24 protein-coding genes and 1 pseudogene are annotated in these 26,189 nt (G+C 57.3%); 17 read left to right on the top strand and 8 right to left on the bottom strand.

The window, feature by feature from the left end; translation table 11 throughout:
- Positions 1 to 29 precede the first annotated feature (29 nt).
- Complete coding sequence (locus tag HWX89_RS13615) at positions 30 to 701, top strand: RraA family protein (RefSeq protein WP_138794008.1); 672 nt, start codon at positions 30 to 32, stop codon at positions 699 to 701.
- Positions 702 to 869: 168 nt separating this feature from the next.
- On the opposite strand, the gene HWX89_RS13610 is transcribed toward HWX89_RS13615, so the two are convergent.
- The 4 genes from HWX89_RS13610 to dctA all read right to left on the bottom strand — a co-directional run bounded on the left by HWX89_RS13610 (position 870) and on the right by dctA (position 5,097).
- Positions 870 to 1,868 carry a Bug family tripartite tricarboxylate transporter substrate binding protein gene (locus HWX89_RS13610; RefSeq protein WP_246705163.1) on the bottom strand — a complete coding sequence of 333 codons (999 nt, stop codon included), beginning with the start codon at positions 1,866 to 1,868 and terminating at the stop codon, positions 870 to 872.
- 112 nt (positions 1,869 to 1,980) lie between these two features.
- Entirely contained in the window at positions 1,981 to 3,045 is a 1,065-nt protein-coding gene (locus tag HWX89_RS13605) for a 4-oxalomesaconate tautomerase (protein ID WP_138794009.1), read from the bottom strand.
- A complete protein-coding gene (locus tag HWX89_RS13600) occupies positions 3,038 to 3,709 on the bottom strand; it encodes a 4-carboxy-4-hydroxy-2-oxoadipate aldolase/oxaloacetate decarboxylase (protein ID WP_138794010.1) in 672 nt (223 codons plus the stop codon). Before HWX89_RS13600 ends, HWX89_RS13605 begins: the two co-directional genes overlap by 8 nt.
- 41 nt (positions 3,710 to 3,750) lie before the next feature.
- Entirely contained in the window at positions 3,751 to 5,097 is a 1,347-nt protein-coding gene (gene dctA, locus HWX89_RS13595; protein ID WP_138794011.1) for a C4-dicarboxylate transporter DctA, read from the bottom strand.
- A gap of 314 nt (positions 5,098 to 5,411) precedes the next feature.
- On the opposite strand from dctA, the gene HWX89_RS13590 reads away from it, so the two are divergent.
- From HWX89_RS13590 to HWX89_RS13560, 7 genes are all read left to right on the top strand, one after another.
- Positions 5,412 to 6,659 (top strand): LysR substrate-binding domain-containing protein, encoded by a 1,248-nt coding sequence (locus HWX89_RS13590; RefSeq protein ID WP_138794012.1) that lies wholly within the window; start codon positions 5,412 to 5,414, stop codon positions 6,657 to 6,659.
- 152 nt (positions 6,660 to 6,811) lie between these two features.
- Positions 6,812 to 7,834 (top strand): amidohydrolase family protein, encoded by a 1,023-nt coding sequence (locus tag HWX89_RS13585; protein WP_138794013.1) that lies wholly within the window; start codon positions 6,812 to 6,814, stop codon positions 7,832 to 7,834.
- A complete protein-coding gene (locus HWX89_RS13580) occupies positions 7,834 to 8,721 on the top strand; it encodes an amidohydrolase family protein (RefSeq protein WP_138794014.1) in 888 nt (295 codons plus the stop codon). Before HWX89_RS13585 ends, HWX89_RS13580 begins: the two co-directional genes overlap by 1 nt.
- Before the next feature lie 203 nt (positions 8,722 to 8,924).
- Positions 8,925 to 10,421: a tripartite tricarboxylate transporter permease gene (locus HWX89_RS13575; RefSeq protein ID WP_138794015.1), complete on the top strand. Its 1,497-nt coding sequence runs from the start codon at positions 8,925 to 8,927 to the stop codon at positions 10,419 to 10,421.
- A 125-nt stretch (positions 10,422 to 10,546) separates the two neighbouring features.
- Positions 10,547 to 11,479, top strand: a complete 933-nt coding sequence (locus HWX89_RS13570) for a tripartite tricarboxylate transporter substrate binding protein (RefSeq protein ID WP_246705162.1) — start codon at positions 10,547 to 10,549, stop codon at positions 11,477 to 11,479.
- Positions 11,476 to 11,946: a tripartite tricarboxylate transporter TctB family protein gene (locus HWX89_RS13565; RefSeq protein WP_138794016.1), complete on the top strand. Its 471-nt coding sequence runs from the start codon at positions 11,476 to 11,478 to the stop codon at positions 11,944 to 11,946. The genes HWX89_RS13570 and HWX89_RS13565 overlap by 4 nt, the downstream gene beginning before the upstream one ends.
- A complete protein-coding gene (locus tag HWX89_RS13560) occupies positions 11,943 to 13,013 on the top strand; it encodes an AbrB family transcriptional regulator (protein WP_138794017.1) in 1,071 nt (356 codons plus the stop codon). Before HWX89_RS13565 ends, HWX89_RS13560 begins: the two co-directional genes overlap by 4 nt.
- 69 nt (positions 13,014 to 13,082) lie before the next feature.
- Here HWX89_RS13560 and HWX89_RS13555 read toward each other — a convergent pair whose 3' ends face one another.
- The gene (locus HWX89_RS13555) at positions 13,083 to 14,042 is read right to left on the bottom strand and encodes a VOC family protein (protein WP_138794018.1); all 960 of its coding nucleotides are present in this window, start codon (positions 14,040 to 14,042) and stop codon (positions 13,083 to 13,085) included.
- Positions 14,043 to 14,427: 385 nt separating this feature from the next.
- Between HWX89_RS13555 and HWX89_RS13550 the strand changes: the two genes are divergently transcribed.
- The 4 genes from HWX89_RS13550 (at position 14,428) to HWX89_RS13535 (ending at position 18,171) form a co-directional block, all read left to right on the top strand.
- The gene (locus HWX89_RS13550; RefSeq protein ID WP_138794019.1) at positions 14,428 to 15,399 is read left to right on the top strand and encodes a TRAP transporter substrate-binding protein; all 972 of its coding nucleotides are present in this window, start codon (positions 14,428 to 14,430) and stop codon (positions 15,397 to 15,399) included.
- Between the two features lie 2 nt (positions 15,400 to 15,401).
- Complete coding sequence (locus HWX89_RS13545) at positions 15,402 to 15,902, top strand: TRAP transporter small permease (protein WP_138794020.1); 501 nt, start codon at positions 15,402 to 15,404, stop codon at positions 15,900 to 15,902.
- On the top strand, positions 15,902 to 17,206 hold the full coding sequence (locus HWX89_RS13540; protein ID WP_138794021.1) for a TRAP transporter large permease: 1,305 nt from the start codon (positions 15,902 to 15,904) through the stop codon (positions 17,204 to 17,206). The genes HWX89_RS13545 and HWX89_RS13540 overlap by 1 nt, the downstream gene beginning before the upstream one ends.
- Positions 17,207 to 17,286: 80 nt before the next feature.
- Positions 17,287 to 18,171, top strand: coding sequence for an NAD(P)-dependent oxidoreductase (locus HWX89_RS13535; protein ID WP_138794022.1), 885 nt, complete (start codon positions 17,287 to 17,289; stop codon positions 18,169 to 18,171).
- Here HWX89_RS13535 and HWX89_RS13530 read toward each other — a convergent pair.
- The 3 genes from HWX89_RS13530 to HWX89_RS13520 all read right to left on the bottom strand — a co-directional run bounded on the left by HWX89_RS13530 (position 18,168) and on the right by HWX89_RS13520 (position 20,889).
- Positions 18,168 to 19,328, bottom strand: coding sequence for a LysR family transcriptional regulator (locus HWX89_RS13530; protein WP_138794023.1), 1,161 nt, complete (start codon positions 19,326 to 19,328; stop codon positions 18,168 to 18,170). The genes HWX89_RS13535 and HWX89_RS13530 overlap by 4 nt on opposite strands.
- A gap of 66 nt (positions 19,329 to 19,394) precedes the next feature.
- Positions 19,395 to 20,336 carry a (Fe-S)-binding protein gene (locus HWX89_RS13525; RefSeq protein ID WP_178340758.1) on the bottom strand — a complete coding sequence of 314 codons (942 nt, stop codon included), beginning with the start codon at positions 20,334 to 20,336 and terminating at the stop codon, positions 19,395 to 19,397.
- On the bottom strand, positions 20,260 to 20,889 hold the full coding sequence (locus HWX89_RS13520) for an FAD-linked oxidase C-terminal domain-containing protein (RefSeq protein ID WP_353505682.1): 630 nt from the start codon (positions 20,887 to 20,889) through the stop codon (positions 20,260 to 20,262). Before HWX89_RS13520 ends, HWX89_RS13525 begins: the two co-directional genes overlap by 77 nt.
- A gap of 44 nt (positions 20,890 to 20,933) precedes the next feature.
- On the opposite strand from HWX89_RS13520, the pseudogene HWX89_RS13515 reads away from it, so the two are divergent.
- From HWX89_RS13515 to HWX89_RS13495, 5 genes and pseudogenes are all read left to right on the top strand, one after another.
- Positions 20,934 to 21,053: pseudogene (locus HWX89_RS13515) on the top strand (helix-turn-helix domain-containing protein); the annotation flags it as partial.
- A gap of 183 nt (positions 21,054 to 21,236) precedes the next feature.
- Positions 21,237 to 22,265 (top strand): LacI family DNA-binding transcriptional regulator, encoded by a 1,029-nt coding sequence (locus HWX89_RS13510; protein WP_138794026.1) that lies wholly within the window; start codon positions 21,237 to 21,239, stop codon positions 22,263 to 22,265.
- 289 nt (positions 22,266 to 22,554) lie between these two features.
- A complete protein-coding gene (locus HWX89_RS13505; RefSeq protein ID WP_210271400.1) occupies positions 22,555 to 23,478 on the top strand; it encodes a sugar ABC transporter substrate-binding protein in 924 nt (307 codons plus the stop codon).
- Positions 23,479 to 23,542: 64 nt separating this feature from the next.
- A complete protein-coding gene (locus tag HWX89_RS13500) occupies positions 23,543 to 25,081 on the top strand; it encodes a sugar ABC transporter ATP-binding protein (RefSeq protein WP_210271397.1) in 1,539 nt (512 codons plus the stop codon).
- A gap of 21 nt (positions 25,082 to 25,102) precedes the next feature.
- Complete coding sequence (locus HWX89_RS13495; RefSeq protein ID WP_138794028.1) at positions 25,103 to 26,122, top strand: ABC transporter permease; 1,020 nt, start codon at positions 25,103 to 25,105, stop codon at positions 26,120 to 26,122.
- Positions 26,123 to 26,189 lie beyond the last annotated feature (67 nt).

Below are 26,189 nucleotides of genomic sequence, written 5' to 3'. Positions count from 1 at the left end.
GCGGGGCAATATTCGATAGGAGGAATAGAATGATTGGTTTTCGCATTTGTAAGCGCGAGCGTAAGGTTGCGACAAAATGGGTAGATGCGTTTAGAGCACTTCCCGTTGCCAATGTCAGCGACGTAATGAGCCGTATGACTGCAGGAGGCGCTGCGCTGCGCCCCTACTACACAGGTGGCACCATGGTTGGACCGGCTGTGACAGTTAAGGCTCGCCCTGGCGATAATTTGATGGTCCATAAAGCCCTTGATATTGCAGAGCCTGGCGACATCGTAGTCGTCGATGCCGGCGGAGATCTTTCCAATGCAATCATCGGCGAGCTGATGGTGGCCCATGCGGAACAGCGCGGCTTGGGCGGTATTGTCATTTATGGCGCGATCCGAGATAGCGCCGAACTTTTGGCCGGCAGCTTTCCGGTATTCGCCGCCGGTGTTACCCATCGTGGTCCCTACAAAGACGGTCCAGGCGAGGTGAACGTTCCCATTTCCATCGCCGGAATGGTCATCAATCCTGGGGACCTCGTCTGCGGAGATGCTGACGGTCTACTGAGTGTCGGAATAAACGACGTCGAAGCGGTATATGCGGCTGCGACGAAGAAGCATGAGGCAGAGACCAAGCAGATGGCAAACATCAAGGCCGGTGCCAACGATCGGACCTGGGTAGATGCAACCCTCAGCAAGTTGGGTTGCGAGGGGCTTTAATCTACGAGGGCGGCCGCTCCTGCGGTCGCCCGTTCCATCACGCATGCTGTCTCTTGACTGCCACTGCCCTAATTGTGTTCGTTCACAATAAACGAGCGAATTCCGACAATTCGCTCGCGCCAAGACAAACCTAGCGCGTTGCACGGCGGTCCACTTACATCTGTCACGTCACTGTTTTGGAATACCGGCCTTCTCGATTACCGCACTCCATTTTTCAATGTCTTCGTTGAGACGATTTCCAATTTCCTCTGGCTTGCTCGACCGAGCCTCGACCCCAAGTTCGGCAAAACGCTTCTTGATAGCTTCATCCGCCAGCACGGACGTTAATGCCCTGTACAGCGCGGTACGAGCTTCATCCGGCGTACCCTTTGGCGCAAAAATGGCATTCCAAGACGTTACATCATATCCCGAAATTCCTGCTTCCGTCACCGTAGGTACATCGCTCGTCAGGCTAGACCTTCTCGGGCCGGAGGACGCGATCGCGATCGCCTGGTTTTTCTGTAAGGCTGCCTGAAGCGCGGTTTGGCTGTCGATAATCATATCGATTTCTCCACCAAGCAAAGCAACCTGCAAGTCTGGAGTTGCCTTGTACGGCACGATGGTGAAATCAATTCCGGCAGCAGATTTAAATAACTCGGCGGCAAGATTTTGAGTGCTGCCCGTATTGATAGTTCCGACATTCAGCGCACCGGGCTCGGCCTTGGCCGCATCGAGGACGTCCTTAAGCGTTTTGAACTTACCATCCGCCTTGGTGACGAAGACGAAATCGAAATAGGCCAGGCTCGATACCGGCACAAACTCGGAGACGGGATCGAACGGTAACTTTTTGAACAGGGGAACGCTGATCGCCGTACCATTCGAAAACAAAGCGAGCGTATAACCGTCCGGCTCTGCGTTGAGCACGGCTTGAGCTGCTGTTGCGCCGCCAGCGCCCGGCTGGTTCATGATGATGATCTGCTGCCCGAGCTCTTTGCCCAAGGCATCTGCGACGATACGGGCGGTAATATCTGCGATGCCGCCCGGACCAAACGGAAGTACCAGTGTGATGTCACGAGAAGGATAGGACTGTGCCGTTGCGGCACTTGCCGATAGCGACAAAGCCAGCGCCACGGCACCAAGCCTACACACGCGAAGGTAACGCGATATCATTCCGGATAGTTGGTTCATGTCTGCTCCTCCCGTTTGACCGCATAGCGCGGCGTTTTTATCCTTGTTTGTCCATGGGGCTGACACTTTCCCGGTCTCCTCACACCAGGCAGGCCTCCAGCCCCATACCTCTTCATTTGGCCGCTACAGGAAACACCCGACCGTCAAACAACTTCCGTGCCGTGCGCACAGTACCGGCCGCCTTGACCTGTCCTTCGGCATCGATTTCCAGGAATACTTCCATCGCGCCGGTCGGATGCTCAATCAGGTACCGGCCGTCAGAGGGCGCATTAACGAGGGCCGCTGCCGGACTGCCCTCAAGGCGGGTAACGGTCGCCACGGTCACTGCAGCAAGTACACCGACGGAGGCATGCACCCGATGCGGGATGAAGCTACGCGTCGAAATAGCGCCGCCATCCGTGGCGGCAGAGACCAAGGTCATTTTTGGCACGGATGCCTTGGTGACATCGCCGAGGTTCATCATCGGCCCGGCCTGCAGACGGATGGACTCGATACGCTTTTTTAAAGCATCATTGGCTTCTATTTCCTCGCGCGTCTCGTTGCCGCTCAGGCCAAAATCCGTTGCGCGCATGATGACGCACGGCATTCCGTTGTCGATCAGTGTTGTCTCGACACCGTCAATGACATCTACGTTGTTGCCGGTCGGGAGAAGCGCGCCACACATTGCGCCGGCCGTGTTTTCGAATAGCAGCGGCACGGCCGCGTGACGTCCCGGTACGCCGGCAATTTCCGTATCGCCGACATAAGATACGCGACCGCCCGGTGTGGAGATCTTGGCCACCGCCACCTCTCCCGTATTCAACATATGGATCCTGACCTCGGTCAGGTCGCCCTTCGCCGCCACCAGTCCGCGCTCGATTGCCGCTGGACCGACACCAGCGAGGATGTTTCCGCACCCCTGCGCGTCGCTGACCAACGCCTGATCAACAAAGACCTGCAGGAACAGATAATCGACATCGGCATCGTCACGGCTCGAGGGAGAGAGAATGGCAACCTTTGACGTCAGCGGGTCGGCACCACCGATGCCGTCGATCTGGCGCGTATCAGGCGAGCCCATAATCCTTAGCAGAAGGCCATCGCGAATGACCGGATCGGCCGGCATATGCTCCGCCATAAAGTATGCGCCCTTGGAGGTCCCGCCGCGCATCCAGAGGCAGGGAATGCCATATTCATACATATTTCAGGCCCTTCTGCTCGAGCGTCGGACGCATGCTGTAGATGTCAAGCCCTAGCTCTCCCGCGGCCAGGCGGGTCCGCTTGGCTTCCTCATTAGCGAGGCGCTTTTCAGCAGCTGCTAGAACTTGGTCGGCCTCGCTGCGTCGGACCACGCAGACGCCATCGTCATCGGCGACAATGATGTCTCCCGCCTCGATATGCGCTCCGGCGCAGACGATGGGCACGTTTACCGAACCGAGCGTCTCCTTCACCGTACCCTGCGCCGATACCGCCTTCGACCACACCGGAAACCCCATGGCGGTCAGGTCGCGGATATCGCGGACACCGGCATCGATCACCAGCCCCTTGCAGCCTCGCGCCATTGCCGATGTCGCAAGCAGGTCGCCGAAATAGCCGTTATCGCAGGGCGAGGTCGGCGCGAGGACGAGAGTGTCGCCTTCTTTCAGCTGCTCGATCGCCACGTGCAGCATCCAGTTGTCACCGGGGGGCGATGAGATCGTCACCGCCGATCCGGCAACTTGGGCGCCGGCGTAGATCGGCCGCATATAGCTTGCCAGCATACCCTTGCGCCCTTGCGCTTCGTGAACGGTCGCCACGCCGGCAGCACCGAGTTTCGCAATGGTGTCGGCACTTGCACGTTCGATATTCTGTACGACGATACCCATTTTTAAATTTCCTTTCAGATAAACACTTTTCGCGGCGGAGCTTAGGCTGCGCTCACGCCGTGGATGCGCTGTAGGCGACGTGTACCGATGGTTTCAGCCAGCAACTTCTCGTCGAGCTTGCCTTCCCATTTCGCGATTACGACAGAGGCTAGCGCATTGCCGATCAGGTTCACGAAGGTTAGTCCCTCGGCCAGGATGCGGTGAATGCCGAGGATGAGCGCAATGCTGGCGACGGGAATAGCGCCCGTTGTGTTCAAAGTTGCCGCCAGGACTACGAACGCGGCTCCCGCCACGCCCGCGGCACCTTTGGAGGTCAGGAGCAGCACGCCGATCAGCGTTAGTTCGTGCCAGATTGTCAGCGGCGTGTTGGTAGCCTGCGCCAGGAACACCGCGACGGTGGTGAGGTAAAGACATGTCCCGTCGAGGTTGAAGGAGTAACCTGCCGGAACGACGAACCCGACGACAGACTCCTCGCAACCCGCCTTGCCCATTTTCTGGATTAGCCTCGGCAGCACGGTCTCAGTCGAAGTCGTGGCTGCCACGATGATGATTTCGTCCCAGAGGTAGCTGAACAGGCGCCACAGGCTGACACCGCACCAATAGGCGATGCCACCGAACACGATTGCCGTGAACAGCGTGCAAACCACGAAAAACTCAATGATCAGCGAACCGAGAGACCACAGCGAGGACGTACCGAACTGCCCAATGGTGAAAGCAATTGCGCCAAACGCTCCCAGCGGTGCGAAGTACATGATGTAGCCGATGATCTTGAAAAGACCCTGCGAGGCGCTTTCGATCACGGTGTAGACCGGACGTCCCTTTTCACCGATCGCTGCAAGGGCAATGCCGAACAGAACCGAGATGAACAGAACCTGGAGCACATGCCCTTCGGTGAAAGCGCTGACGAAACTGTCGGGAATGATGCCCATGAAATAGTCCGTCAGGGACTGGTCATGGGCGGTGGCGACATAGGACTTGATCGAGTCGGCATTGAGCGTTGTCGGATCAATGTTCATGCCAGCGCCTGGCTTCCATAGATTGACTGCGACGAGGCCGAAAATCAGGGCAATCGTGGTAATCGCTTCGAAATAAAGAATTGATTTCAGGGCGACGCGGCCAACGCTCTTCATATCATTCATACCGGCAATGCCGTGAACGACCGTCACGAAGATGATCGGCCCGATCATCATGCGGATCATTTTGATGAACGCATCGCCGAACGGCTTCATCGCCACGGCGATGTCCGGCGCAAAATGTCCCAGCAGGATGCCGATAACGGTTCCAGCAAGAACCTGGAACCAGAGCTGGGCAAGGATCCCGAACCTACCGCCGCCGGTCTTTAGCGCCGAGCTCGACGGGGACGGATTGCTGACTGATGAATACGTCAAATGTCTATTCCTCCTTGGGCATTCCAGCTCTCATCAAATACAAGTCGCGCGGAACGCCCGGCGCCTGACGGCGCAATGTCACTTTCCGGATCGCCACCAACAACCATCGCGCTGGCTGATCCGAACGTCATGAGATGGAGAAAATTGCTCCCACCCGGTTCTGCCACATGGGGCTAACCGACATCAAAAAATGTCAGAGACCGAGTTCTCGGAAGACCTCCTCTTCCTCCCCTCTTCGGTGAATTAAGGAATGGACTGGTGAAAAAGGCAAAATAGATTTGCGCGCAAGCCATAAGCTCTGGTTAAGTATCGCCATGGATATGACCCGTGACATCAATCTGCGGCATTTCGAAGCCGTTGCCGCCGCCGCCCGGCTAGGCAGCATAAGCGCCGCCGCCCAAGCCCTTAACCTGTCGCAGCCGGCGATCACGCAGGCGGTGGCAAAAGTCGAAGCGCAACTGGGACATGCCCTATTTGAGCGCCAGCCCGGAGGCGTCACCTCGACGCGCGCAGGAGAGTTGATGCGCATACGCATAGAGCGTGCGCTCGCTTACATCGTACGCGGCGGACAGAATGTGCGCAGATCAGCACGATTGCCGGCTTTACCCAATATCGAGCGACGCATCACCTTCGGCCAGCTTCGGTCCCTACTGACTGTCGATCAGACCGGAAGCTTTGCACTCGCTTCGAAACTGACCGGGCTATCCGAGCCGGCTCTACACAGATCCGCGCGCGAGCTGGAGCAATTGCTAGGCATTTTGCTACTGGCGCGACATGGCAAGACGGTCCAACCCACCCCCGCTGCGACAAGTCTCCTTCGGTTCGCACGGCTGGCCTTCTCGGAAATTGAAGCCGGATATGACGAACTAGCGGCACTGCGGCTTGAGGGGGCGGGACGCATTGCTATCGGCACATTGCCGATGGCACAGGCGATCTTGCTTCCCCGGGCGTTATCGCGCTTTTATCACATTAATCCGGCCGCAAGGATCGACGTCATTGAAGGTCCTTATACCGATTTGCTTGCCGGCCTGCGTAATGGGCAGTTGGACGTACTTATCGGCGCTCTTCGCGAGCCAGTACCCGTGGGAGATGTGGTTCAGGAAGCCGTCTTCGACGACGACCTCGTCATCGTCGCTCGCGCCGGCCATCCCCTGGCTGGAGGTTCACCTCCGACATTATCAAGTTTGCGAAGCTTCCCGTGGGTGATTGCGACGGGCGGTGCGCCGATGCGGACGCGCTGGGAAGCCATCTTTGGCGAAAACGGGCTAGAGCCTCCTCCTGTTCATATCGAAAGCAATTCCGTAACGATCGGTCGCGGTCTCATGCTGAACGATGATTGGCTGACCTTGATGTCGCGTGATCAGTTCGTCTTCGAACGCCGTGCCGGCCTCCTCGTCGAAGTCGGCGGCAGCTTCACCTCAAAGCGCAAGATTGGCCTGACCACCCGTAGCGACTGGCGCCCCACGCAGCTGCAGACGGCGTTCATCACCGAATTCAAGACTACATGTGAAGAATGGACTTCAGAAAAACTAATGGAGAAGAAGCCGTTTCGATATGCCTGATACAAATCTCTTCGATACACTTTGCCCACGAGTTGGGAGGAGAGCCGCTCGCCAGGCATGACAGCGCGACCCGCCTTCCACGTTCATTTTGAAATCTGCGACGCGCTCTGCTTATGCCGACCGTTCGCACGTGCAGGAGGTATTTCAACGTCATGATCATCGATTGCCACGGCCATTATACGACCGCGCCTTCCGCCCACACGAAATGGCGCGCGCAGCAGGAAGACGCCATCAAGAGTGGCGGCGACATCGACCCTGCCTACCCCGACATATCGGACGATGAGATCCGCGAGACGATCGAGGCCAACCAGTTGCGGTTGCTGCGCGAACGCGGCGCCGATATGACGATTTTTTCTCCCCGTGCCTCGGCGATGGCCCCGCATATCGGTGACCAGTCGGCTGCCCAGGTCTGGGCACGGCGTTCCAACGATCTGATCAAGCGGGTCGTAGACCTTTATCCCGAAACATTTGCCGGCGTTTGCCAGCTGCCGCAAACGCCAGGTATCTCGATAGAGACCTCGATTGAGGAACTGGAGCGCTGCGTTTCCGAACTCGGATTCGTCGGCTGCAACCTCAATCCGGATCCGTCAGGTGGGCAATTCAGCGCCCCACCCCTGACCGACCGCGCCTGGTACCCGTTTTTTGAAAAAATGGTCGAACTTGACGTGCCGGCAATGATCCATGTGTCGGGTAGCTGCAATTGTTCCATGCACGCGACCGGTGCTTATTACATCGCTGCCGACACGATAGCGTTCATGCAGTTTCTTGAAGGTGACCTGTTCAAAGACTTTCCGGATTTGCGCTTCATCATCCCTCACGGTGGTGGCGCTGTTCCGTATCACTGGGGACGTTACCGCGGGCTGGCGGATATGCTCAAGCGCCCGCCGCTTGACCAGCATGTGATGAAGAACGTGTTTTTCGATACCTGCGTCTATCACCAGCCGGGAATCGATCTTCTGTTCGAAGTGATCGATATCGACAACATCCTGTTCGGTTCGGAAATGGTAGGTGCCGTGCGCGGGATCGATCCGCAAACCGGACACTATTTCGATGACACCAAGCGTTATGTCGACGCACTGCAAATTTCCGACGCCGACAAGCGGAAAGTCTTCGAGTTAAACGCCCGTCGGGTCTATCCACGGCTCGACGCGCAGCTCAAGTCGAGGGGGCTGTGATGCCGAAGTTTCAGATGGATCCGAAGTGGCTGTGCTTTGCCCCCGAACCGAGCAAGCCAAGCTACCGCCCTCCAGCCGGGGCGGTCGATGCCCATTGCCATGTGTTTGGACCAGGCGATGAATTTCCTTTCGCACCTGAGCGCAAATACACCCCGTGCGACGCCGGCAAGGACAAGCTATTCGCTCTTCGCGACTATCTCGGTTTCGAACGCAATGTCATCGTTCAGGCCACCTGCCACGGCGCCGACAACCGGGCGCTGGTAGACGCATTGCGCGCCTCAAATGACAAGGCCCGTGGTGTGGCAACGGTTCGCGACACGGTATCGGCCGACGAACTTTCTGAGTTGCACGAAGCCGGCGTGCGCGGAGTACGTTTCAACTTTGTGCGACGCCTGGTCGACCCGAAGCCGGACGCCTACTATCACGCCATCATTGACCGTATTGCGCCGCTCGGCTGGCACGTCGTCATCTATTTTGAAGCGACGGATCTCGAGGAGCGTTGGGATTTCTTCACGTCGCTGCCGACGACCGTCGTGGTCGATCACATGGGTCGTCCAGATGTGACGCAGCCTGCAAGCGGCCCGGAATTCGGCCGTTTCGTCCGTCTAATGACGGAACACGAAAACATCATCAGCAAGGTCACTTGCCCCGAGCGTCTGTCGAAGATCGGCGGTCCTGCCTATGAAGATGTCGTACCTTTCGCGCGTATGCTCGTGGAGCAATTTCCCGATCGCGTTTTGTGGGGAACGGACTGGCCACACCCCAATATGACATCGCACATGCCGGATGACGGCCATCTCGTTGACTTCATCCCGCACATCGCGCCAACGGTAACTCTCCAACAAAAACTGTTGGTCGATAACCCCATGCGCATCTACTGGCCCTGACCGTTGGCACCAGGTCGCTGTGTTGCAATCTGCGAGGTCGCAGGGTGCAGCTTTACAAAAGGGCGTCGCGCCACAATAGCATAAAGTTATATAGAAACTTGCTGTTTTAAATTGTCCTGAAGGTTATTTGGGCAGAGGAACAAGTGACTGATTGGGATGCCTGAGGAGTGGCGCCCGGATTTGGTCAATCGGGAGGAAAATGTATGGACGGCATAATCCAGTCGCTGGCTGTGATCTTTAGCCTATCAGGCATCGCGGCTCTGCTCATCGGGGCATTACTTGGGGTAGTTATCGGCGCCTTGCCAGGCCTTGGTCCGTCTATCGGACTTAGTCTGGTGATCCCTTTCACCTACAATATGTCTCCCGAACTCAGCATGCTGCTGATGATTTCCCTTTACACCTCCGCCGAATACGGGGGGTCGATAAGTGCTATTCTTCTATCGACGCCAGGGACCGCGGCCGCCGCGGCGACCGCCATCGACGGTTATGCGATGGCGCAGAAGGGACGGGCAAACGAGGCAATCTCGATTTCCTTGACCGCCTCCACGGTCGGCGGGATTCTCGGTGGGCTCGCACTTCTTCTGCTGGCTATGCCGCTGGCGAAGTTGGCATTGCAGTTTGGCCCGGCGGGTTATTTCGCTGTCGGCCTGTTCGGCCTGACTTCAGTTGCAGCCCTTTCAGGTGGCTCGCTGGTCAAGGGCCTTTTAGGCGCTGTTCTTGGCTTGGCGCTTGCCACCGTCGGCATCGATCCGATTGCTGGAACGCCACGCTTCACATTCGGCCAGTTCGAGCTTTACGAGGGCGTTCCGTTCCTAGCCGCATTGATCGGGCTTTTTGCGGTCTCTGAAGCTATCGCCCTTGCCGAAAAGCAGGCCCGGCGCACCAAGATGGGTGAAAGCCGTGTAGGGCACGTCTTCATGTCGGCCGCCCTGCTCAAGGAAACCTGGCGATCCATGGTGTCCGGTTCGGTGATCGGTACTTTGCTGGGCATTTTACCCGGCGTCGGGGGCAACATCGCCTGTTGGGTCGCCCGAGATTATGCACGCGCCCGCGACAAGAACCCGCAGGAATATGGCAAGGGCGCCGCCAACGGTATCGCGGCTCCCGAAGCCTCCAACAATGCAACGGTCGGTGGCGCTCTCGTCCCGCTCTTGTCGCTGGGTGTACCGGGATCGCCGACAACTGCTATCATGATGGGCGCCCTCATCATGCACGGCCTGCATCCTGGCCCGCAGCTGTTCACGGAATCGCCGGCTCTGGTCTATTCGATCCTCTTCGGCGTTATCATTGCATCGCTGGTACAGTATCTCGTTGGGTCGCTCTTCCTGCCGATAATGGCCCGCACATTGCTGCTTCCGACCGGAGTAATCGCCGCCGGCATTCTCGCTTTTGCCGTGCTCGGCTCCTTCGCTATCCGCAACCTGATGTTCGATGTCTGGATGACGCTCGGGTTTGGCCTTCTCGGCTATCTCATGAAAAAACTCAGCTTCCCCGTGGCGCCGGTCATCCTGGCAATGGTCCTCGGCTACCTGATTGAATCCAATTATCGCACGGCGCTCGTGTCGTCGCAGGGAAGCTACATGATCTTCCTGACCGACCCGATCAGCGTGCTGTTCCTGATCCTCAGCGCCGTCAGCCTAGCGGTGCCGATCTATCGGCTCTGGTCTGCACGACGCGTTGTGGCCGTCGATCCGGCCTGAGCCATACCATCCACGCATCTAGCCATCATTTCAGGGAGAGAGAAACGATGCACACCGCGACCACAACCATGAATGAGTCCCGAGGTTTGGGACATTTATTGCGCTCCACCATTGCCGCTCTTTGCATGGCTGCAGTCACAGGCGCCGCATTGCCTCGGGCTGCCGCGGCCGCAGACTATCCGACGAAAGCCGTGACCCTCGTGGTTTGGTCAGGCGCCGGCGGCGCTCTCGATACCTACGGCCGCAAACTTGCGGAACTGCTGGAAAAGGAAAGCGGCTGGACCGTGAAGGTCGACAACCGTGCCGGCGGAAGCGGTGCTGTCGGCCTGTCGCAGATCGTCGCGCAGCCGGCCGACGGCTACAACATCTTGGTGCTGACCGGCACCTTGACCTTTGGCATCGCGCAAGGGTTGATCCCGTTCAAGGTCGATGATCTGAGGTTGCTGCGGGCCATGCAGTCGGAACCGTCGTCTCTCGCTGTCCTAAACAGCAGCCCCTACAAGAGCGTCGACGATTTCGTCAAATATATGAAGGATCATCCCAACGGTATGAAGGTGGGCGGTCATTCGTCTGGCGGATTTCACCAGTACATGCTGTACCAGATGATGAAACAGGGCGGTTTCGAAAGCGGGTGGATCCCGCACGATGCCTCGGGCAAGGTGACGCTGGCGCTTCTTGGCAAGCATATCGATGCGGCAATGATGACACCGTCGACAGCGCTGTCGCAGGTGAAGAGCGGTGAAATCCGGCTTCTTGGTGTCAGCACTGCCCAACGCTCGCCGTTCCTGCCCGATGCACCGACCTTCAAGGAGCAGGGTTTCGATCTCGAAGGGGCGATTTGGCGTGGCGTTGCTGTCAAAGCAGGCACGCCGGATGACGTGGTTGCGTCGATCCAGACCGCAATCGACAAGGTCACTGCGTCTGCCGAGTGGAAGAAATTCCAGGAAGAGCAGTTTCAGGACAGCCCGAACTGGAGCGAGGAAGAGTTCACCAGTCGCGTCAAAAAAGATCTGACCGAACAGGCTGAGTTCCTCAAATCTGCCGGATTTGTGAAATGAGCGATCGAGATATTACTCGCGCTGGCCGGGTTTACCCGGTCAGCGACCTCATCGCCGGCGTCGCTTGCCTTGCCGGTTGCGGCGCATTCCTGATGATGGCGCTGGCCTTGCCGGCCGGTCACTCGACCGGTGATACCGGACCTGGCGCCCTACCGGTTCAGGTTGGAATCTTTGGGACGATCTGTTCCCTGGCCTATCTCGTCATCACGATGCGAGGAGCATTCGCAGACGAGCAAGGCGATTTTTCGAGGGCGCATAGGGCATTTGTTGCTTTCCTGATCTTCGTCATCTGCCTAGCGGGCGTCAACTGGATAGGGCTGCCTTTATCGATCGCTGCCGCATCCGGACTTGTGACATTACTTTTTCCTGGTGAGCGTCGGCTCCTGCGAGCCGGGGCAACCGGGCTAGGGCTTTGGTTGATTGCCGTGCTTCTTTTCGGAAAGCTGCTCGGGCTGCCGATGCCATGAGGCCCATCTCCGGCACAGGTCAGCCGAATGGACATGGCTGGCGGCGGCTGGTGATGACCTATATGCTGGCGGCCGTGGCGGGCTGGGTGTTTTCGGCTCTGCACATGCCTTTGCCGTGGATGATCGGCCCGCTGTTGATGACGGCGGGTCTTTCCCTTCGCGGCCTAATCCACCGCCCGCTTCCGGTCCGCACCCGCCCTTTTGGACAGGCTGTGGTGTCGACAACCGTCGGTCTTTCCTTCACCGGCGATGCGCTTACCATCGTCCTTGACCTTCTGCCTCTTCTGGTCGGCATGGCGGCAATGACGACAGGCTTCTCGCTGGTCGTCGCCTTCGTTCAGGCAAAACTGGCGGGCGTCCGGCTGTCACGCATGGCGTTGGCGACATTTCCATTGGCGCCGGTGGAAGCTGCCATCATCGCCGAGAGCGTCGGTCAACCCGCCGCGCCGGTCGTAAAAGCGCAGTCGCTGCGCATTGCTGCAGTCGTCGTGGTCATCCCTACGATTCTCTACCTTGTTGATGGCGCGCGCAGGGGAGCAGTGCCGAGCGCCGCAGGAGTGGAAGCATTTCTTGACCCTTGGTTGGCGACCCTTCCCATTATCGGCTTGGTTGGCGGCCTGCTGTTCAGAAGCCTCAATTGGTCAAATCCCTTTTTTCTTGGGCCTTTGACAATCGCGGCAATGCTGACGGCAGGCGGCGTCGCCTTGCCGCATTACCCCCCTGTCGTTTTGGCCACTGCACAAGTGGTTCTCGGGTCGTGGCTTGGATCAACTTTTCAGGCGAGCCTGTTACGGGGCGCGGGTAGGGAGTTGGCAATCTCGCTGCTGGGAACGGTCTGTCTGTTGGTGCTGACATGCGGATCTGCGGCAGTTCTAGCCCGTTTCACGCCCCTCGACTGGCGCAGCGCCGTTCTCGGCATCGCGCCTGGCGGTGTCACCGAAATGGCGCTGACGGCGCAGTTCCTCCACCAGAGCGTCCCAGTTGTAACGGCAGCGCAGGTCGTGCGCATATTTCTTCTTATGCCGCTGGCGCGGCCGCTGATCCGCTGGACCGAGCGCTTCGGATAGTCAAGATGGCTGTCAGAAACGCTTGGCGTAGGGACGTCGCCGATTTGGGCGGTCAGTCCTCTGATCCAGTCAATCCTTCAAGATCGGTGGCGTACCGTGGCTGTGAAAGGTCTCGATCGTCTTCAAGCCCCATGCCTGGCCCCTTTTTCGGTCAGCTTCAGTCCACATGATCGGCCGCCAATCGGGAGCAAGAATGAGCCGTGCGCCTGAATTGGCGAGTTCGACGCGGTTGCCCGCTGGTTCCCAGACATAAAGGAAGAACGTCCCTTGAATGGCGTGCTTGTGGGGGCCGGTTTCGATATGCACACCGTTTTGAAGGAAAATGTCGGCGGCACGCAAAATGTCTTCGCGCTGATCGGTGGCATACGTCACGTGATGGAGCCTTCCCACACCGCCACCATGTTCCTCCGTGCAGGCAAGATCATACGTCTTGTTGTTGACAGTGAACCAGGCACCGCCCATCCGGCCGTTGTCGAGCTGGATGAATTCAGTGACGCGGGCACCGAGGCAGGTCTCCATGAAGCGTTTGAATTCAGTAACGTCGGTAGATAAGAGGTTGAGGTGGTCCAATCGGCGGGGCGCAGCGCCGGTGAAAGCACTGGCGGTATTTTTAAGAGCACTGCGCTCTGCCTCGAGCTGCGGTTCATACCAGTTGGTGTCGTAATAGATTTCGAAGACATGGCCGAACGGATCCTCGAAGCGGAAAGCCCGCCCGTGGCTGAGGTCTCCTTCGTTCCAGCCCAGAACATGATAACCCGAAGCCTCTATGGCCTTCCCACGCCGTTCAAGCGCTTCTCGGCTAGAGGCGCGATAGGCGATATGCCCGACGCCAGTCGTGTGTGACCGCGTCAGCTTCAGAGTGCAGTATTCGTAATCGTCCCAGGCTCGCAGATAGGCGCTATTCTTGTCCTGCCCCGAAAGCTTGAGGCCGTAGATGCGCGTGAAGAAGTCCAGGCTTTCGTCGTAATGGTCAGTAAGCATCTCGACATGACCGAGATGGGCGATGTCATGAAACACTATCTCATTCATCGGTCACCTGCGCAGTAAAAAGTGCGACTTACAGCGGGGCGCACACGTCCATCAAGGCCGTTACGTTTGGATGTCTCGTTCGATGCCTGGACCAGGGAAATTGAATGAACGACTATTGTCATGGCGAATATTTCCTCCCTTCGCTCGAATTTTGGATCTGATCGGTGGCATGACGGAAAAGCAAATTGGAATAACGTTATATCCATAAGAAAAAGCTATTGCAGGTTAAGATAAATCTGCACGGATATGTCAGGTTAGCATCCAGTGAAAAGGAAAGATTATAGCATATTCTTATGATTGCCCGTCGTGTTTGAATTGGGCCGTCGGCCAAAGATATCTTATGCAAGGTGACAAGGCACGAGGCCTTGAACCTGGGAGGGTTACCATGAGATTTTCTTCAAAAATCGCGCCCGTGGCGCTTCTGTTGATTTCGACGTCCGCTTTCGGCGCTGAACTGAAATTTGCCAATTACATGGCGCCGACACATCCCTATGTATCGCGCGCCTTCGAGCCTTTTGCCAAAGCCGTGGAACAGGGCACCGCTGGAGAAGTCACGGTCAAGCTCTACAATGGGGGCGAACTGGGTGCGGGGCCGGTCGAGCAGTATTCCCGCGTTGTCGATGGCGTCGCAGAGTTTGCAGTCTCGCTGCCTGGCTACACGGCATCCCAATTCCCACTGACTCTCACCGCGGAACTACCCGGCGTCCTGACTGAAAAGGACGGCACCCAGACCCTTCTGGCTCACCTTGATCAGTTCTCCAAGGAATACCGCCGCGTGAAGCTGGTGGGGATGTGGTCCAGTGCGGAGAATGTTCTCTTCACCCGGTCGAAGCCGGTCCGAGCACTGGACGACCTAAAGGGGATGAAGATCCGCGTTCCGTCCCGCAATACCGGTCTCTTGGTCGAAGCCTGGGGCGCGACACCGGTCTCGATGCCTGTGTCGGAAATTTATAACTCCCTGCAGACCGGTGTGATCGACGGGGCGATGATCGACGGCACGGCGGTCAACGCCTTCAAACTTGGCGAAGTCGCAAACTTCATTACCAAGGGAATGAAGACCACCAACTCCCCGTTCTTCATTCTCATGAACCGGGAGACCTTCGCTGATCTGAAGCCTGAACAGCAAAAGGTCGTTGACGAAGCCGGAAAGCAGGTTTCTCTCGATGGGCAGAAAGTCCAGCTAACTGTCGCCGAAAAGGGTTTCGCCGATTTCGCCAAGCTGCCGGGCAAGGAAGTCATCGCGCTGTCCGAAGCGCAGGCCGCGCCATTCAATACCGCGGCCGACAAAGTCACTGCCGAGGCAATCAAACAGACCGAAGGCGCACAGGCGGTCGCAGATGCTCTGAAGGCGAAATGAGCATGTCTGGTGATGCAACTCTGCCGGCAGAAAGCTGGCTTGAAAGGGTGACGGTCTGGCTGGCCGTCATCGCCGCCGCAGCCATGCTGTTTTTAGTCATTCTCATCTCGGTCGGGGTCATTTTGCGGTATGCGTTCAACATACCGGTTTTGGGTCTTAACGAGATCAACCAGCTAGCCGCGTTGACACTGGTCATGGCAGCCTTGCCCTACTGTACAGCTCAAAGCGGCCATGTCGGCGTCGACGTCTTTGACAATGCCATCGGACGGGTTGGCCGGTTTATCGGGGATATAGGCTCACGACTGCTTTCCGGTTTCGTCCTGTCCACTCTCGCACAACGAGCCATTCTCAAGGCACTAGACGCTCACGAGTTCGAAGATACGACCAATATGCTCAACCTGCCGACCTGGCCGTTCTACGGCATTCTTGCAATTGGCATCGCATTGTGTGTCATCGTCATGGCGTCGCAGTGCTTGACCATCGTCCGCACGGGAGGCCGATGATGTCACCGACGACAATTGGCCTTCTAGGTATTTTCTTCCTGTTCTTCTTGATGATCTTTCGGACCCCGGTGGCGTTCGCCATGCTGCTTGCCGGCTTCTTCGGAATGTGGGCACTTCAAGGGCTGCGTACCGCGGGCGCACTGATGCTGACGGAAAGCTATTCGGCCGTGGCCAGCGAAACGCTGATCGTGGTGCCAATGTTCGTCCTCTTAGGTAACATTGCATCGGCGGCAGGGTTCTCGCGCGGTCTTTATGACGCAGCTTTCGCGTGGGTAGGGCATTTTCGGGGGGGCTTGGCATCCGCATCGGTCCTTGGCTGTGCAGCCTTTTCCGCAGTCTCAGGATCATCTGTCGCAACAGCGGTGACGATTGGAAAAGTGGCCCTGCCGGAAATGAAGCGGCTCGGTTATGCCGATGGCCTTGCCACAGGCGCGGTGGCAGCAGGCGGGACATTGGGTTTCTTGATCCCGCCTTCGACCGGTTTCGTTCTCTACGCGATCCTGACTGAGCAGTCGATCGGACGCCTATTCATGGCGGGCATCCTGCCTGGACTGCTGCTGATGGTGTTATTTATGCTGACGGTGTGGCTGGTCGCCTTGCGCAAACCTGAACAGGCGCCTGCGGGCCCCAACGTCCCGATCCGGCAACGTTTTGCCACCCTGAAGCAGGCAGGTCCGCTGATGGCCGTGATGGTGCTGACCATTGGGGGAATTTACATTGGGGCCTTCACGCCCGTCGAAGCCTCCGGCATCGGTGCGGCGCTCGTCATCCTCTTGGCCCTGGCGGGGCGCAAGCTGAACCGTGCAGGATTTGCGGCGGCAGTGATGGACACGCTGAAAACCACCGCCATGCTGTACATGATTGTTATTGGCGCCAACGTTCTCAATCCATTTTTCGCCGTCACGCAGATCCCGGCACTTCTGGGCGAGGGACTGCAAGGGCTCGGACTCGGACCTTACGGAACGCTATTCGCGATCATTATCGCCTACGTCATCATGGGCATGTTCATGGATGGCCTGTCGATGCTGGTGATCTCGGTCCCAATCGTCTTTCCTGTCATTACCGCGCTTGGTTTTGATCCGATCTGGTTCGGAGTCGTTGCCGTGATTGTCGTGGAAATGGGAATGATCACGCCACCGGTCGGGTTGAATGTCTTCGTGGTTCGAGGAGTGGCCGGCGATGTTCCGCTGAAGACCGTGTTCAGCGGTGTCATGCCGTTCCTGTTTGCCATGATAGTCGGCCTACTGTTGATCATCCTGTTTCCGCAGATCGCCCTTCTCATCCCCAATACGATGTTCGGCTGAGGGCAGGTTCCCAACTGGATCGTCATCCGCACCGGCATCCAAATGTCCGCAAGACGACAAGAGAAATAAGGAACGAGAATATGACAGAACGTCACCCTAAGATCGCCTTCATCGGATTTGGCGAGGCGGCGGAAGCCTTCGCAAAAGGTTGGGGAGCAGACATCTCGTCGGGTCTGATGGCTTATGACGAGAAAGTCGAACAGGCCGGCGCAGCAGGAAAACCGGCCGAACGGGCGATGGCGACAGGAATCGTGTTGGCATCCGACCGGGCATCCGTTTTAGACGGTGCTGATGTCGTCTTCTGCCTGGTAACAGCCGATCGCGCGGTGCTGGCGGCAGAACAGGCTGCTCCATACCTAAAGGCTGGTGCATTCTGGCTTGATGGCAACAGCTGCTCGCCGGGCGCCAAGCGGCGATCAGCCGATATCATCAGTTCTGCCGGCGGGCGATATGTCGATGTCGCCATCATGGCGCCGGTCTATCCAAAACTGCATCGCACACCTTTGCTGCTGGCGGGCCCGCATGCCGACCCAGCCCTCGCCGTTCTGACCAGCCTCGGAATGGAAGCGCGTGTTTCCGGTCCTGAAGTCGGCGAGGCGTCGTCCATCAAGATGATACGCTCTGTTATGATCAAGGGCATGGAGGCATTGACGGCAGAATGCCTGTTGGCGGCTCGGCGCGCCGGCATTGAGGAGCGCGTTCTTGCCTCGCTGCAGTCGTCCAACCCCAATATCGACTGGCCGCGCCAAGCCGCCTATAATCTGGAGCGCATGATGGTGCATGGAAGGCGCCGCGCAGCCGAAATGCGCGAAGTTGCCATCACACTGTCCGAACTTGGTCTGCCCAACGGACTGGCCAGCGCAACAGCCGACTGGCAGCAGCGGATCGGCGACCTCATCCTGCCGGCCGGCGATGAGAATTATCCGGAACGCGCTGACGCTATTCTTTCGCGTTTAAAGGACTAATTAAGTTCAGCTGCCGTCTGCCGCAGCACGTCCCTCAATTCTCTCTGCGCCCGCGTCGGCTCCCAGCCGGCGCGGGTGGTGATTCCGATGGGCCGCATCGCATTGGGCAGGCGCACCGGCAATATCCCGAGAACGCCCAGCTCCACCTCCGCCTGCATACGCGATAGCCCGCCGAGATGGTCGCTCTGCCGCAGGATCTCCCGCATCATGATTACGGATGATGTTTCCACGACATTAATTGGTGCCTCAGCGCCAAAAAAGGTGTCGAGAACCCGTCGTAACGGAGTGGATCTACGCGGCATGACCCAGGGATGCGACGCCAGGTCTGCAAAAACGAGATCGGCCTTGTTCATCAGGGCGTGGTCGCGCCGCGCAACGACGACCACCTCGTCGTCGAACAACCGTTCCTGCTCGATGTCTTCAATAGGTGTCGGAAACCGTAGCGCTCCAAGAACCATGTCGATTTCGCCCCGGCGCAGACCATGCAGCAGTTCGTCGTACCGCCCGTCAATCACTTGCAGCGACAACCGCGGCCTGATCTCTCGAAAGGCCAGAATGGCGCGTGGAAGCCAACCCGAGCGCGACAACGGTAGGGCTCCAACCACGATGCGACCCACTTCGCGACCATCGAGAGCCGCCAGATCGGCGTCAGCCTGATCAATTTCCGCCAAAGCGAGGCGGGCAGCCTGGGCCAACTGAAGCGCGGCGCGCGTCGAAATCAAGCCATGCGCCGTACGCTGAAAAAACGTCGTGCCGGCCGCCCCTTCCAGCATGGTGGTGGCGCGATGGACGGTCGGCTGGGCAAGGCCGAGCTGGTGCGCCGCAAGTGTGAAGTTTTCGGTCTCGGTAACCGCGATCAGCGCGGCAAGTTGCTGCCATGTCGCCTGGATGCGGATCGCTCGATCCATGTCTGACATTGCATTGTCAAGAATGCGCAGCGCGCGATCAGCTCGGTAGTGCAGCAGCGTTCCAGCATCGGTGAGAAACAGGCCTTGCGGACTGCGTTGAAGCAGGACATGCCCGGTATCTTGGCTGAGCTTGGTAATGGCTTGAGTGACGGCAGGCTGTGAGACATGGTTTATATCGGCAGCACGGGTAACGGAATTGGTCTGCCCCAATGCCACAAACATCCGGAGATGACGAATACTGGCAGGCATGCCCATTTCCTCTAATTTCCTTCAGCTTACGAAAGACACGGCAGCTCGACAAGCCGCCAGGCCCCTTCACTTCGAAAGCAAATCGGCAATCAATCCCAGCGGATGGCCCGGCTGCGTGCCGGAGAAGCGTTTTGCCTGGTATCGACAGGAATAGCCGGTTGCGACGGTCGTATCCTCCGATTCCATATGGCTACGCCAGGAAAGATCAAGTAGGCGGCGCGACATCGGCTGATGCCGCCTCTGATGCCCAAAAAGCCCCGCCATGCCGCAGCACCCGGTAGACGGTGTATTCGTTTTCAGGCCCATTGCCCCGAATACTTTTTTCCAAAGCATCCCGGTCTGCGGGAGGGCGGTAGCCTCAGTGCAGTGTGACAAAAGCTTTATCGGGCTGTCATGATTGGCTTTCGGGAAGTCACGCCGATCGACCTCGACAGCAAGGAACTCCTGAGGCAGAAAAACGGGCGGCAGAGCGAACCCGGCTTTGGCGTAATCTTGGCGCAACATCATGGCAAAGGCGGGCTCGAGGGCAATAATTGGAAGGCCGGTCGTCGCCGCCGCTTGCAACTGACGGGAAAAGGCATCTGCCATTCGGCGAAAACCCGCAGTGTCACCGAGACTAAGCGCAACCTTGCCGCCCGGCCTCATAGGAAGGAAGCGGACATTGTAGCCAAGTGCCCTTAGCCCAGCGATCGATTGCCACTGTACTGCTCCGTCGAAAAGTGCGGTGAACCAGTCCTGCGCGATGATTAAGGTGTTTTCGGGCAAGTGTCCCGGATGAAGGTCTTCTTCGCGTAACTGCAGACCCTGGGGAAGCCGAGCCAGATGCCGAGGCAGATCCTGGCTCTCCGTCAGCCACCCACCGAGCTTCGAGGCAATTGGCCATACGGGGGCGAGAAACGGCACGAGCCCCATGATCGCCGGACTGAACCGCTCAGCCATCATCACAAGACGATCCGCAAGCGGCCGGCGATGTCGCTTGAAATAATCGGCCATAAAGGCCTGTCGCATGGTCGGAATGTCTACCTGCACAGGACAGGAGGAGGCGCAGGCCTTGCACCCAAGACACTTGTCCAATGTCGCCATCATCCTTTTCCAGAACAGGCAGATCAGCGTCAGCCTCACGGCGAGCCTTGTGCCAGGTACGCAGGGCATCCGCCCTGCCGTTGGGGCTGTAACGGATATCCGCCGTTGCCTTGAAGCTTGGACACATGGGCGTCGTCTTCGCGTAGCTCAGGCATTGCGCGTTGCCATTGCAGCGGAAGGCGAGCGAAAGGGGATCACCCTCCGGCCCGTTGAACGCACGAAACGGCGTTGTCGCAATGCCCATGATGGGCATCTTGTTGGTTACCAGCTTGCCGGGGTTGTAACGCGCCTCCGGGTCAAAGGCAGCTTTGATGCCCTGCAGCGCAGAATAGGCTTCCGCCGCGATCCAATCCCGAAGGTAGGCACCGCGCAATCCCTTGCCATGTTCGCCCCAGAAGATGCCTCCATGCTTGCGGGTTATTGCAAAAATGGCGTCCGAAACCGCCACCATGCGCGCGCGGTCCTCGGCCTTGTCGATATTATGCTAATAATTTTCAATGGCTTCACTTTGGAGATTTTTTCTTGTCCGGATATTATACGCGATTAAGCCTCGTCGATCGCCGCCTCCTTCACCGTCTGGTTGATCAGAAAGTCACAATGAACGAAATGGCCCGGCGGCTGGGAAGCCATAGGTCGACCACCTAACGAGAAATCCGGCGCAACACCTTCCATAAAGCATTCATGGCCCATTTGCAGGAGGAGGTCTGATCCCCTGCAAACCGGCACGTTGCACTTGGGGCAGGATTTCCCAATTGATGTTGGTGACTGTTAATGCGAGGATTTCTTTCATCTGCTGATGATAACAATCAATTATGAGGATTGCCTGTGAAGCGTCCAACAATTCTAGATCTCGCTGCAGCGGCCGGTGTGAGCGTTGCAACCGTTGACCGTGTCCTAAATGCGCGCCTTCCTGTGAGGGAAGAAACGGCCAAGAAGGTGTATGAAGCGTCGGAAAAAATCGGCTATCACGGTACGAATATCATCCGTCAGCGTATGACAGGCGACCTCCCAACCTATAATTTCGGAATTGTCCTGCGGAAAGAGCGTCAAACCTTCTACAAGGACTTCGCGCACGAACTTCAAGTCGCAGCGTCTTCTATCAAAGATCGCCATATCAATCTTAGGATCGAGTTTGCGAAATCAGAAGAACCTGGTGAACTCGCTGAGTTAATCCTTGGAATGACAGGCAAGGTTCACGCTATTGCGGCAACTGGCCCCGACCATCATGATGTAACCAAAGCCGTTACAACAATAAAATCAAAGGGAGTACCAACGTTTTCATTGCTTTCGGACTTCGCACAAGGTGTCCGTGAAGCCTATCTCGGCACGAACAATATGAAGGTTGGCCGCACTGCGGCATGGATGATTTCCAAGCTTTCGCCGGTTCCGGGAAAGGTGCTCCTGTTTCTTGGAGGACACCGGTTTCATGGTCATTCGCTGCGTGAAACGGGATTTAGAGCTTACATGCGGGAGTACGCGCCTGAATTCGAAGTTCTCGATGCACTCGTCAATCTCGAGACCCGCCGCCTGACCTATGGCCTGATGATGGAAACGTTATCACGCTATCCCGACCTCGTCGGTCTCTACTGTATCGGAGGGGGCATGGAAGGGGCAATCGAGGCGCTCATTCAACAAAACAGATCAGAATCCATCGCGTGCCTCGTAAATGAATTGACGCCGGAATCACGCCAAGCACTCCTCGAGCGGCGCATATCCGGGATCTTTCAGACCCCGCTGCGAGAGCTTTGCACAGATTTGATCATGACGATGATCCATACCAAAGAACACGGGATGGCAGAAAGCCCCGGGCAGCGGTTTTTGCCGGCCCACTTGCTGGTTCCTGAAAGCCTTTAACTGAATGATAGATTCTATCATTGGATGATAATTCTTTCTATCAGAGTTGATAGTTTTCCCGCTGACAAATTGTTGACGGCGGCCACCCTCTAGGAAATTGTAGGGGTGCGGTGGTGGAGACAGGAGGCCACTGCATTTTGCAAATCGCAGGCAAAAAGATCACGGGAACCGGCACTGCCGGAGCCCTTGGAGATTTGCTGCCTTTCACAAGGCACCGCGCCGCATAGCGCAAAGTGCAAACACATAGATAAAAACCGTGGAGGAGAAACACGTGAAGAAACATTTGATCATGGCGGCATTCGCCAGCATGCTGGCAACATCCGCATCTGCCCAAACGATAGGTGTCTCGATGGCACTGTTCGACGATAATTTCCTGACAGTCCTGCGCAATGGAATGATTGACTATTCCAAGGGCCTCGACGGCGTCACCCTTCAAATTGAAGACGCACAGAACGATGTCGGCAAGCAGTTGAGCCAGGTTCAGAATTTCGTGGCCTCGGGCGTCGACGCAATCATTGTCAATCCGGTCGACACCGATGCGACCACCGCGCTCTCACAGGCAGCCTCAGCTGCTGGTATCCCTCTCGTCTATGTCAACCGGCAGCCGGTTAACGTCGATGATCTACCGGAGAAACAAGCCTTCGTTGCCTCGGACGAGAAGCAGTCGGGAACGCTGCAAACACAAGAAGTCTGCCGTATTCTTAAGGAAGCAGGAAAGAAGGAGGCGAACGCGGTTGTCATGATGGGAGAGCTTTCTAACCAGGCCGCCCGCATGCGCACACAGGACATTAAGGATGTCATCGCAACGCCCGACTGCAGCTTCATCAAAATCGTCGAAGAGCAGACCGCAAACTGGTCGCGGACCCAAGGGGCCGACCTCATGACCAACTGGTTGTCAGCTGGCGTGAAGTTTGATGCCGTCATCTCCAACAATGACGAAATGGCCATTGGTGCCATCCAGTCACTGAAGTCTTCCGGGCGCGACATGAAAGACGTTATTGTTGCCGGCATCGACGCGACGCAAGATGCTTTGGCTTCAATGGCTGCCGGTGATCTCGACGTCTCCGTCTTCCAGAACGCCGCAGGCCAGGGAAAAGGCGCGGTCGATGCAGCGCTCAAAATTGCCAAGGGCGAGACGATCGAAAAGAAGGTTTATGTGCCCTTCGAACTCGTTACTCCTGCAAATCTCAAAAATTACCAGGCGAAGAACTGACCTGCGCGGCCATGCGAGGAAGGCGTCTCGATGCCTTCCTCTTTCGCGAGACGGAGGACTTGCAATGGTAACTCAAACAACTGCTGCAGCGATCAAACAGATGCTCGAAAATACTGAGCGCGATGGCTTGCTGGCAATCGAAGGCATCCGCAAGGAGTTTCCCGGTGTCGTTGCGCTCGATGACGTCAAACTACGGATCCGCCCGGGAACCGTGCATGCGCTGATGGGCGAGAATGGCGCGGGTAAGTCCACGCTGATGAAGATCATCGCTGGAATCTATCAGCCGGACGCCGGTGAAATAAGACTGCGTGGGTTACCTGTCACGCTGAAGTCTCCGCTCGATGCTCTGGAGCAGGGTATCGCCATGATCCATCAGGAACTGGCGCTGATGAACTGGATGACGGTGGCAGAGAATATATGGATCCGTCGCGAGCCCAAAAACCGCTTCGGCCTGATTGATCACTCGAAGATGGTCGAGATGACACAGGATCTGTTTGCGCGTCTCAACATCGTCCTCGATCCGAAAGAACAGGTTTCCGAACTCACCGTTGCACAAAAACAGATGGTCGAGATCGCGCGTGCGGTCAGCTACGAATCCTCAATCCTGATAATGGATGAGCCAACCTCGGCGTTGACCGATCGTGAGGTAGAGCACCTGTTTGCGATCATCCGCGATCTTCGCTCTCGAGGAATTGGCATCGTCTACATCACCCACAAGATGAACGAACTCTTTGAGATTGCCGATGAGTTCACAGTCTTTCGTGATGGAAAATACGTTGGCACCCATCCCTCCAAGGACGTGACGCGCGACGACATTATTCGCATGATGGTCGGCCGCGAGATCACCGACATGTTTCCGAAAGTTGATTGCCCGATCGGCGGCGTGATCCTCGAAGTTAGAAACCTAACCATCCCTGGCGTCTTCTACGACATCTCGTTTTCAATCCGCCGCGGCGAGATCCTCGGCTTAGCCGGTCTGGTCGGTTCCAAACGCTCTAATGTTGCTGAGGCCCTGTTTGGGGTCGCTCCGGCAAGCTCCGGTGAGATCCTGATCGATGGCAAGACGGTCTCGATCGCCAGCCCGAGCGAGGCCATGGCCTTTGGGCTTGCATTTCTGACAGAAGACCGAAAGGAAACAGGTTGTTTCCTGACCCTGGATTGTTTGGAGAATATCCAGTCGGCGCTGATCACCCGCTCGCACGTCAAGGCTGGTTTTGTCGATCAGTCGACTGTGACGAAACTGGCTGAGGATATGGCGGCCAAACTTCGCGTCAAGACACCCGATCTGCATGAAACGGTAGAAAATTTGTCGGGTGGCAATCAGCAGAAATTGCTGATTGCGCGCTGGCTCCTGACAAAGCCGCGAATTCTGATCCTCGACGAACCGACGCGCGGGATTGATGTCGGAGCCAAATCGGAGATCCACAGGCTTATCACTGGCCTGGCAGCCGAGGGTGTCGCCGTGCTCATGATCTCGTCCGAACTCCCCGAGGTTCTCGGAATGAGCGATCGAATCATGGTCATGCACGAAGGCCACGTCTCCGGCTTTCTGGATCGCGCCGAAGCAACTCAAGTCAAAATCATGGACCTTGCTGCCCGGTAACGGCGGAAAAGGGAGGAAACAATGAACACAATTACTCAATCAACGGCGCCTTCGCCGACAGCGAAGCGACGGCTTCCGTCCGAGCTCAACATTCTGCTCGTGTTGATCGGCATTTCGCTCACCTTCGAAATCCTCGGCTGGATATTTCAGGGGCAAAGCTTTCTCGGCAACACCCAACGTCTGTCGATCATGATCTTGCAGGTCTCGGTCATCGGCATCATAGCAATCGGCGTGACCCAGGTCATCATATCCGGCGGCATCGATCTCAGTTCGGGTTCGATCGTCGGCGCCACGGCGATGATCGCCATGAGTCTGGCGCAAGTCGGCACTTTCGAGCGCGCGGTTTATCCGCATCTGACGGATCTGCCGGTGGTTGTGCCAATTGGGGTCGGTCTCTGTGTCGGTCTCATCTGTGGAGCGATCAACGGATGGTTTATTGCCTATACCAAGATACCGCCTTTCATCGCCACGCTCGGCATGATGGTTACCGCCCGTGGCTTCGCCAAGTGGTATACCAAGGGCCAGCCGATTAGCTTTCCGACCGACAGCTTCGCCGCGCTTGGCAAGGGTTTGGCCCCTGTCTTCATCTTTCTGCTCGTTGCGGCGATAATGCATGTCGTGCTTCGCTATACCCGCTACGGCAAATTCACCTATGCGATCGGCGCCAACCCGCAGGCGGCACGCGTTTCCGGTATCAATGTCGAGCGGCACGTCGTAAAGATCTATGCCGTCGCCGGTCTGCTTTCCGCCCTCGCCGGAATCGTGGTCGCGGCCCGTGGCCTCACTGCCCAAGCGGGGATGGGCACCATGTATGAGCTCGATGCCATAGCCATGTCTGTTATCGGGGGCGTCTCCCTGTCCGGCGGACGCGGCTCGGTTCTCGGCACCATGATCGGTATGATCATCTTCGGGGTAATCATCTCCGGCTTCACCTTCCTGCGGCTCGACGCCTACTACCAAGAAATGCTGAAGGGCGGGATCATCGTCGCGGCCGTTGTGGCTGACGTCTACCGGCAGCGCAAACGCGTCAAGAAAAGCTGATCGATGGCGGGCTAGCTGCCCGCCCTGCCCTCGCCTCTCCAGGCAAGCCCGTATCAATATCCAATTT

Source organism: Rhizobium sp. RM, from assembly GCF_013390595.1.
In the GTDB taxonomy this organism is placed as follows: domain Bacteria; phylum Pseudomonadota; class Alphaproteobacteria; order Rhizobiales; family Rhizobiaceae; genus Agrobacterium.
Note: the sequence above shows the minus strand (reverse complement) of the source record. Positions and strands in the feature narration are given on the sequence as shown.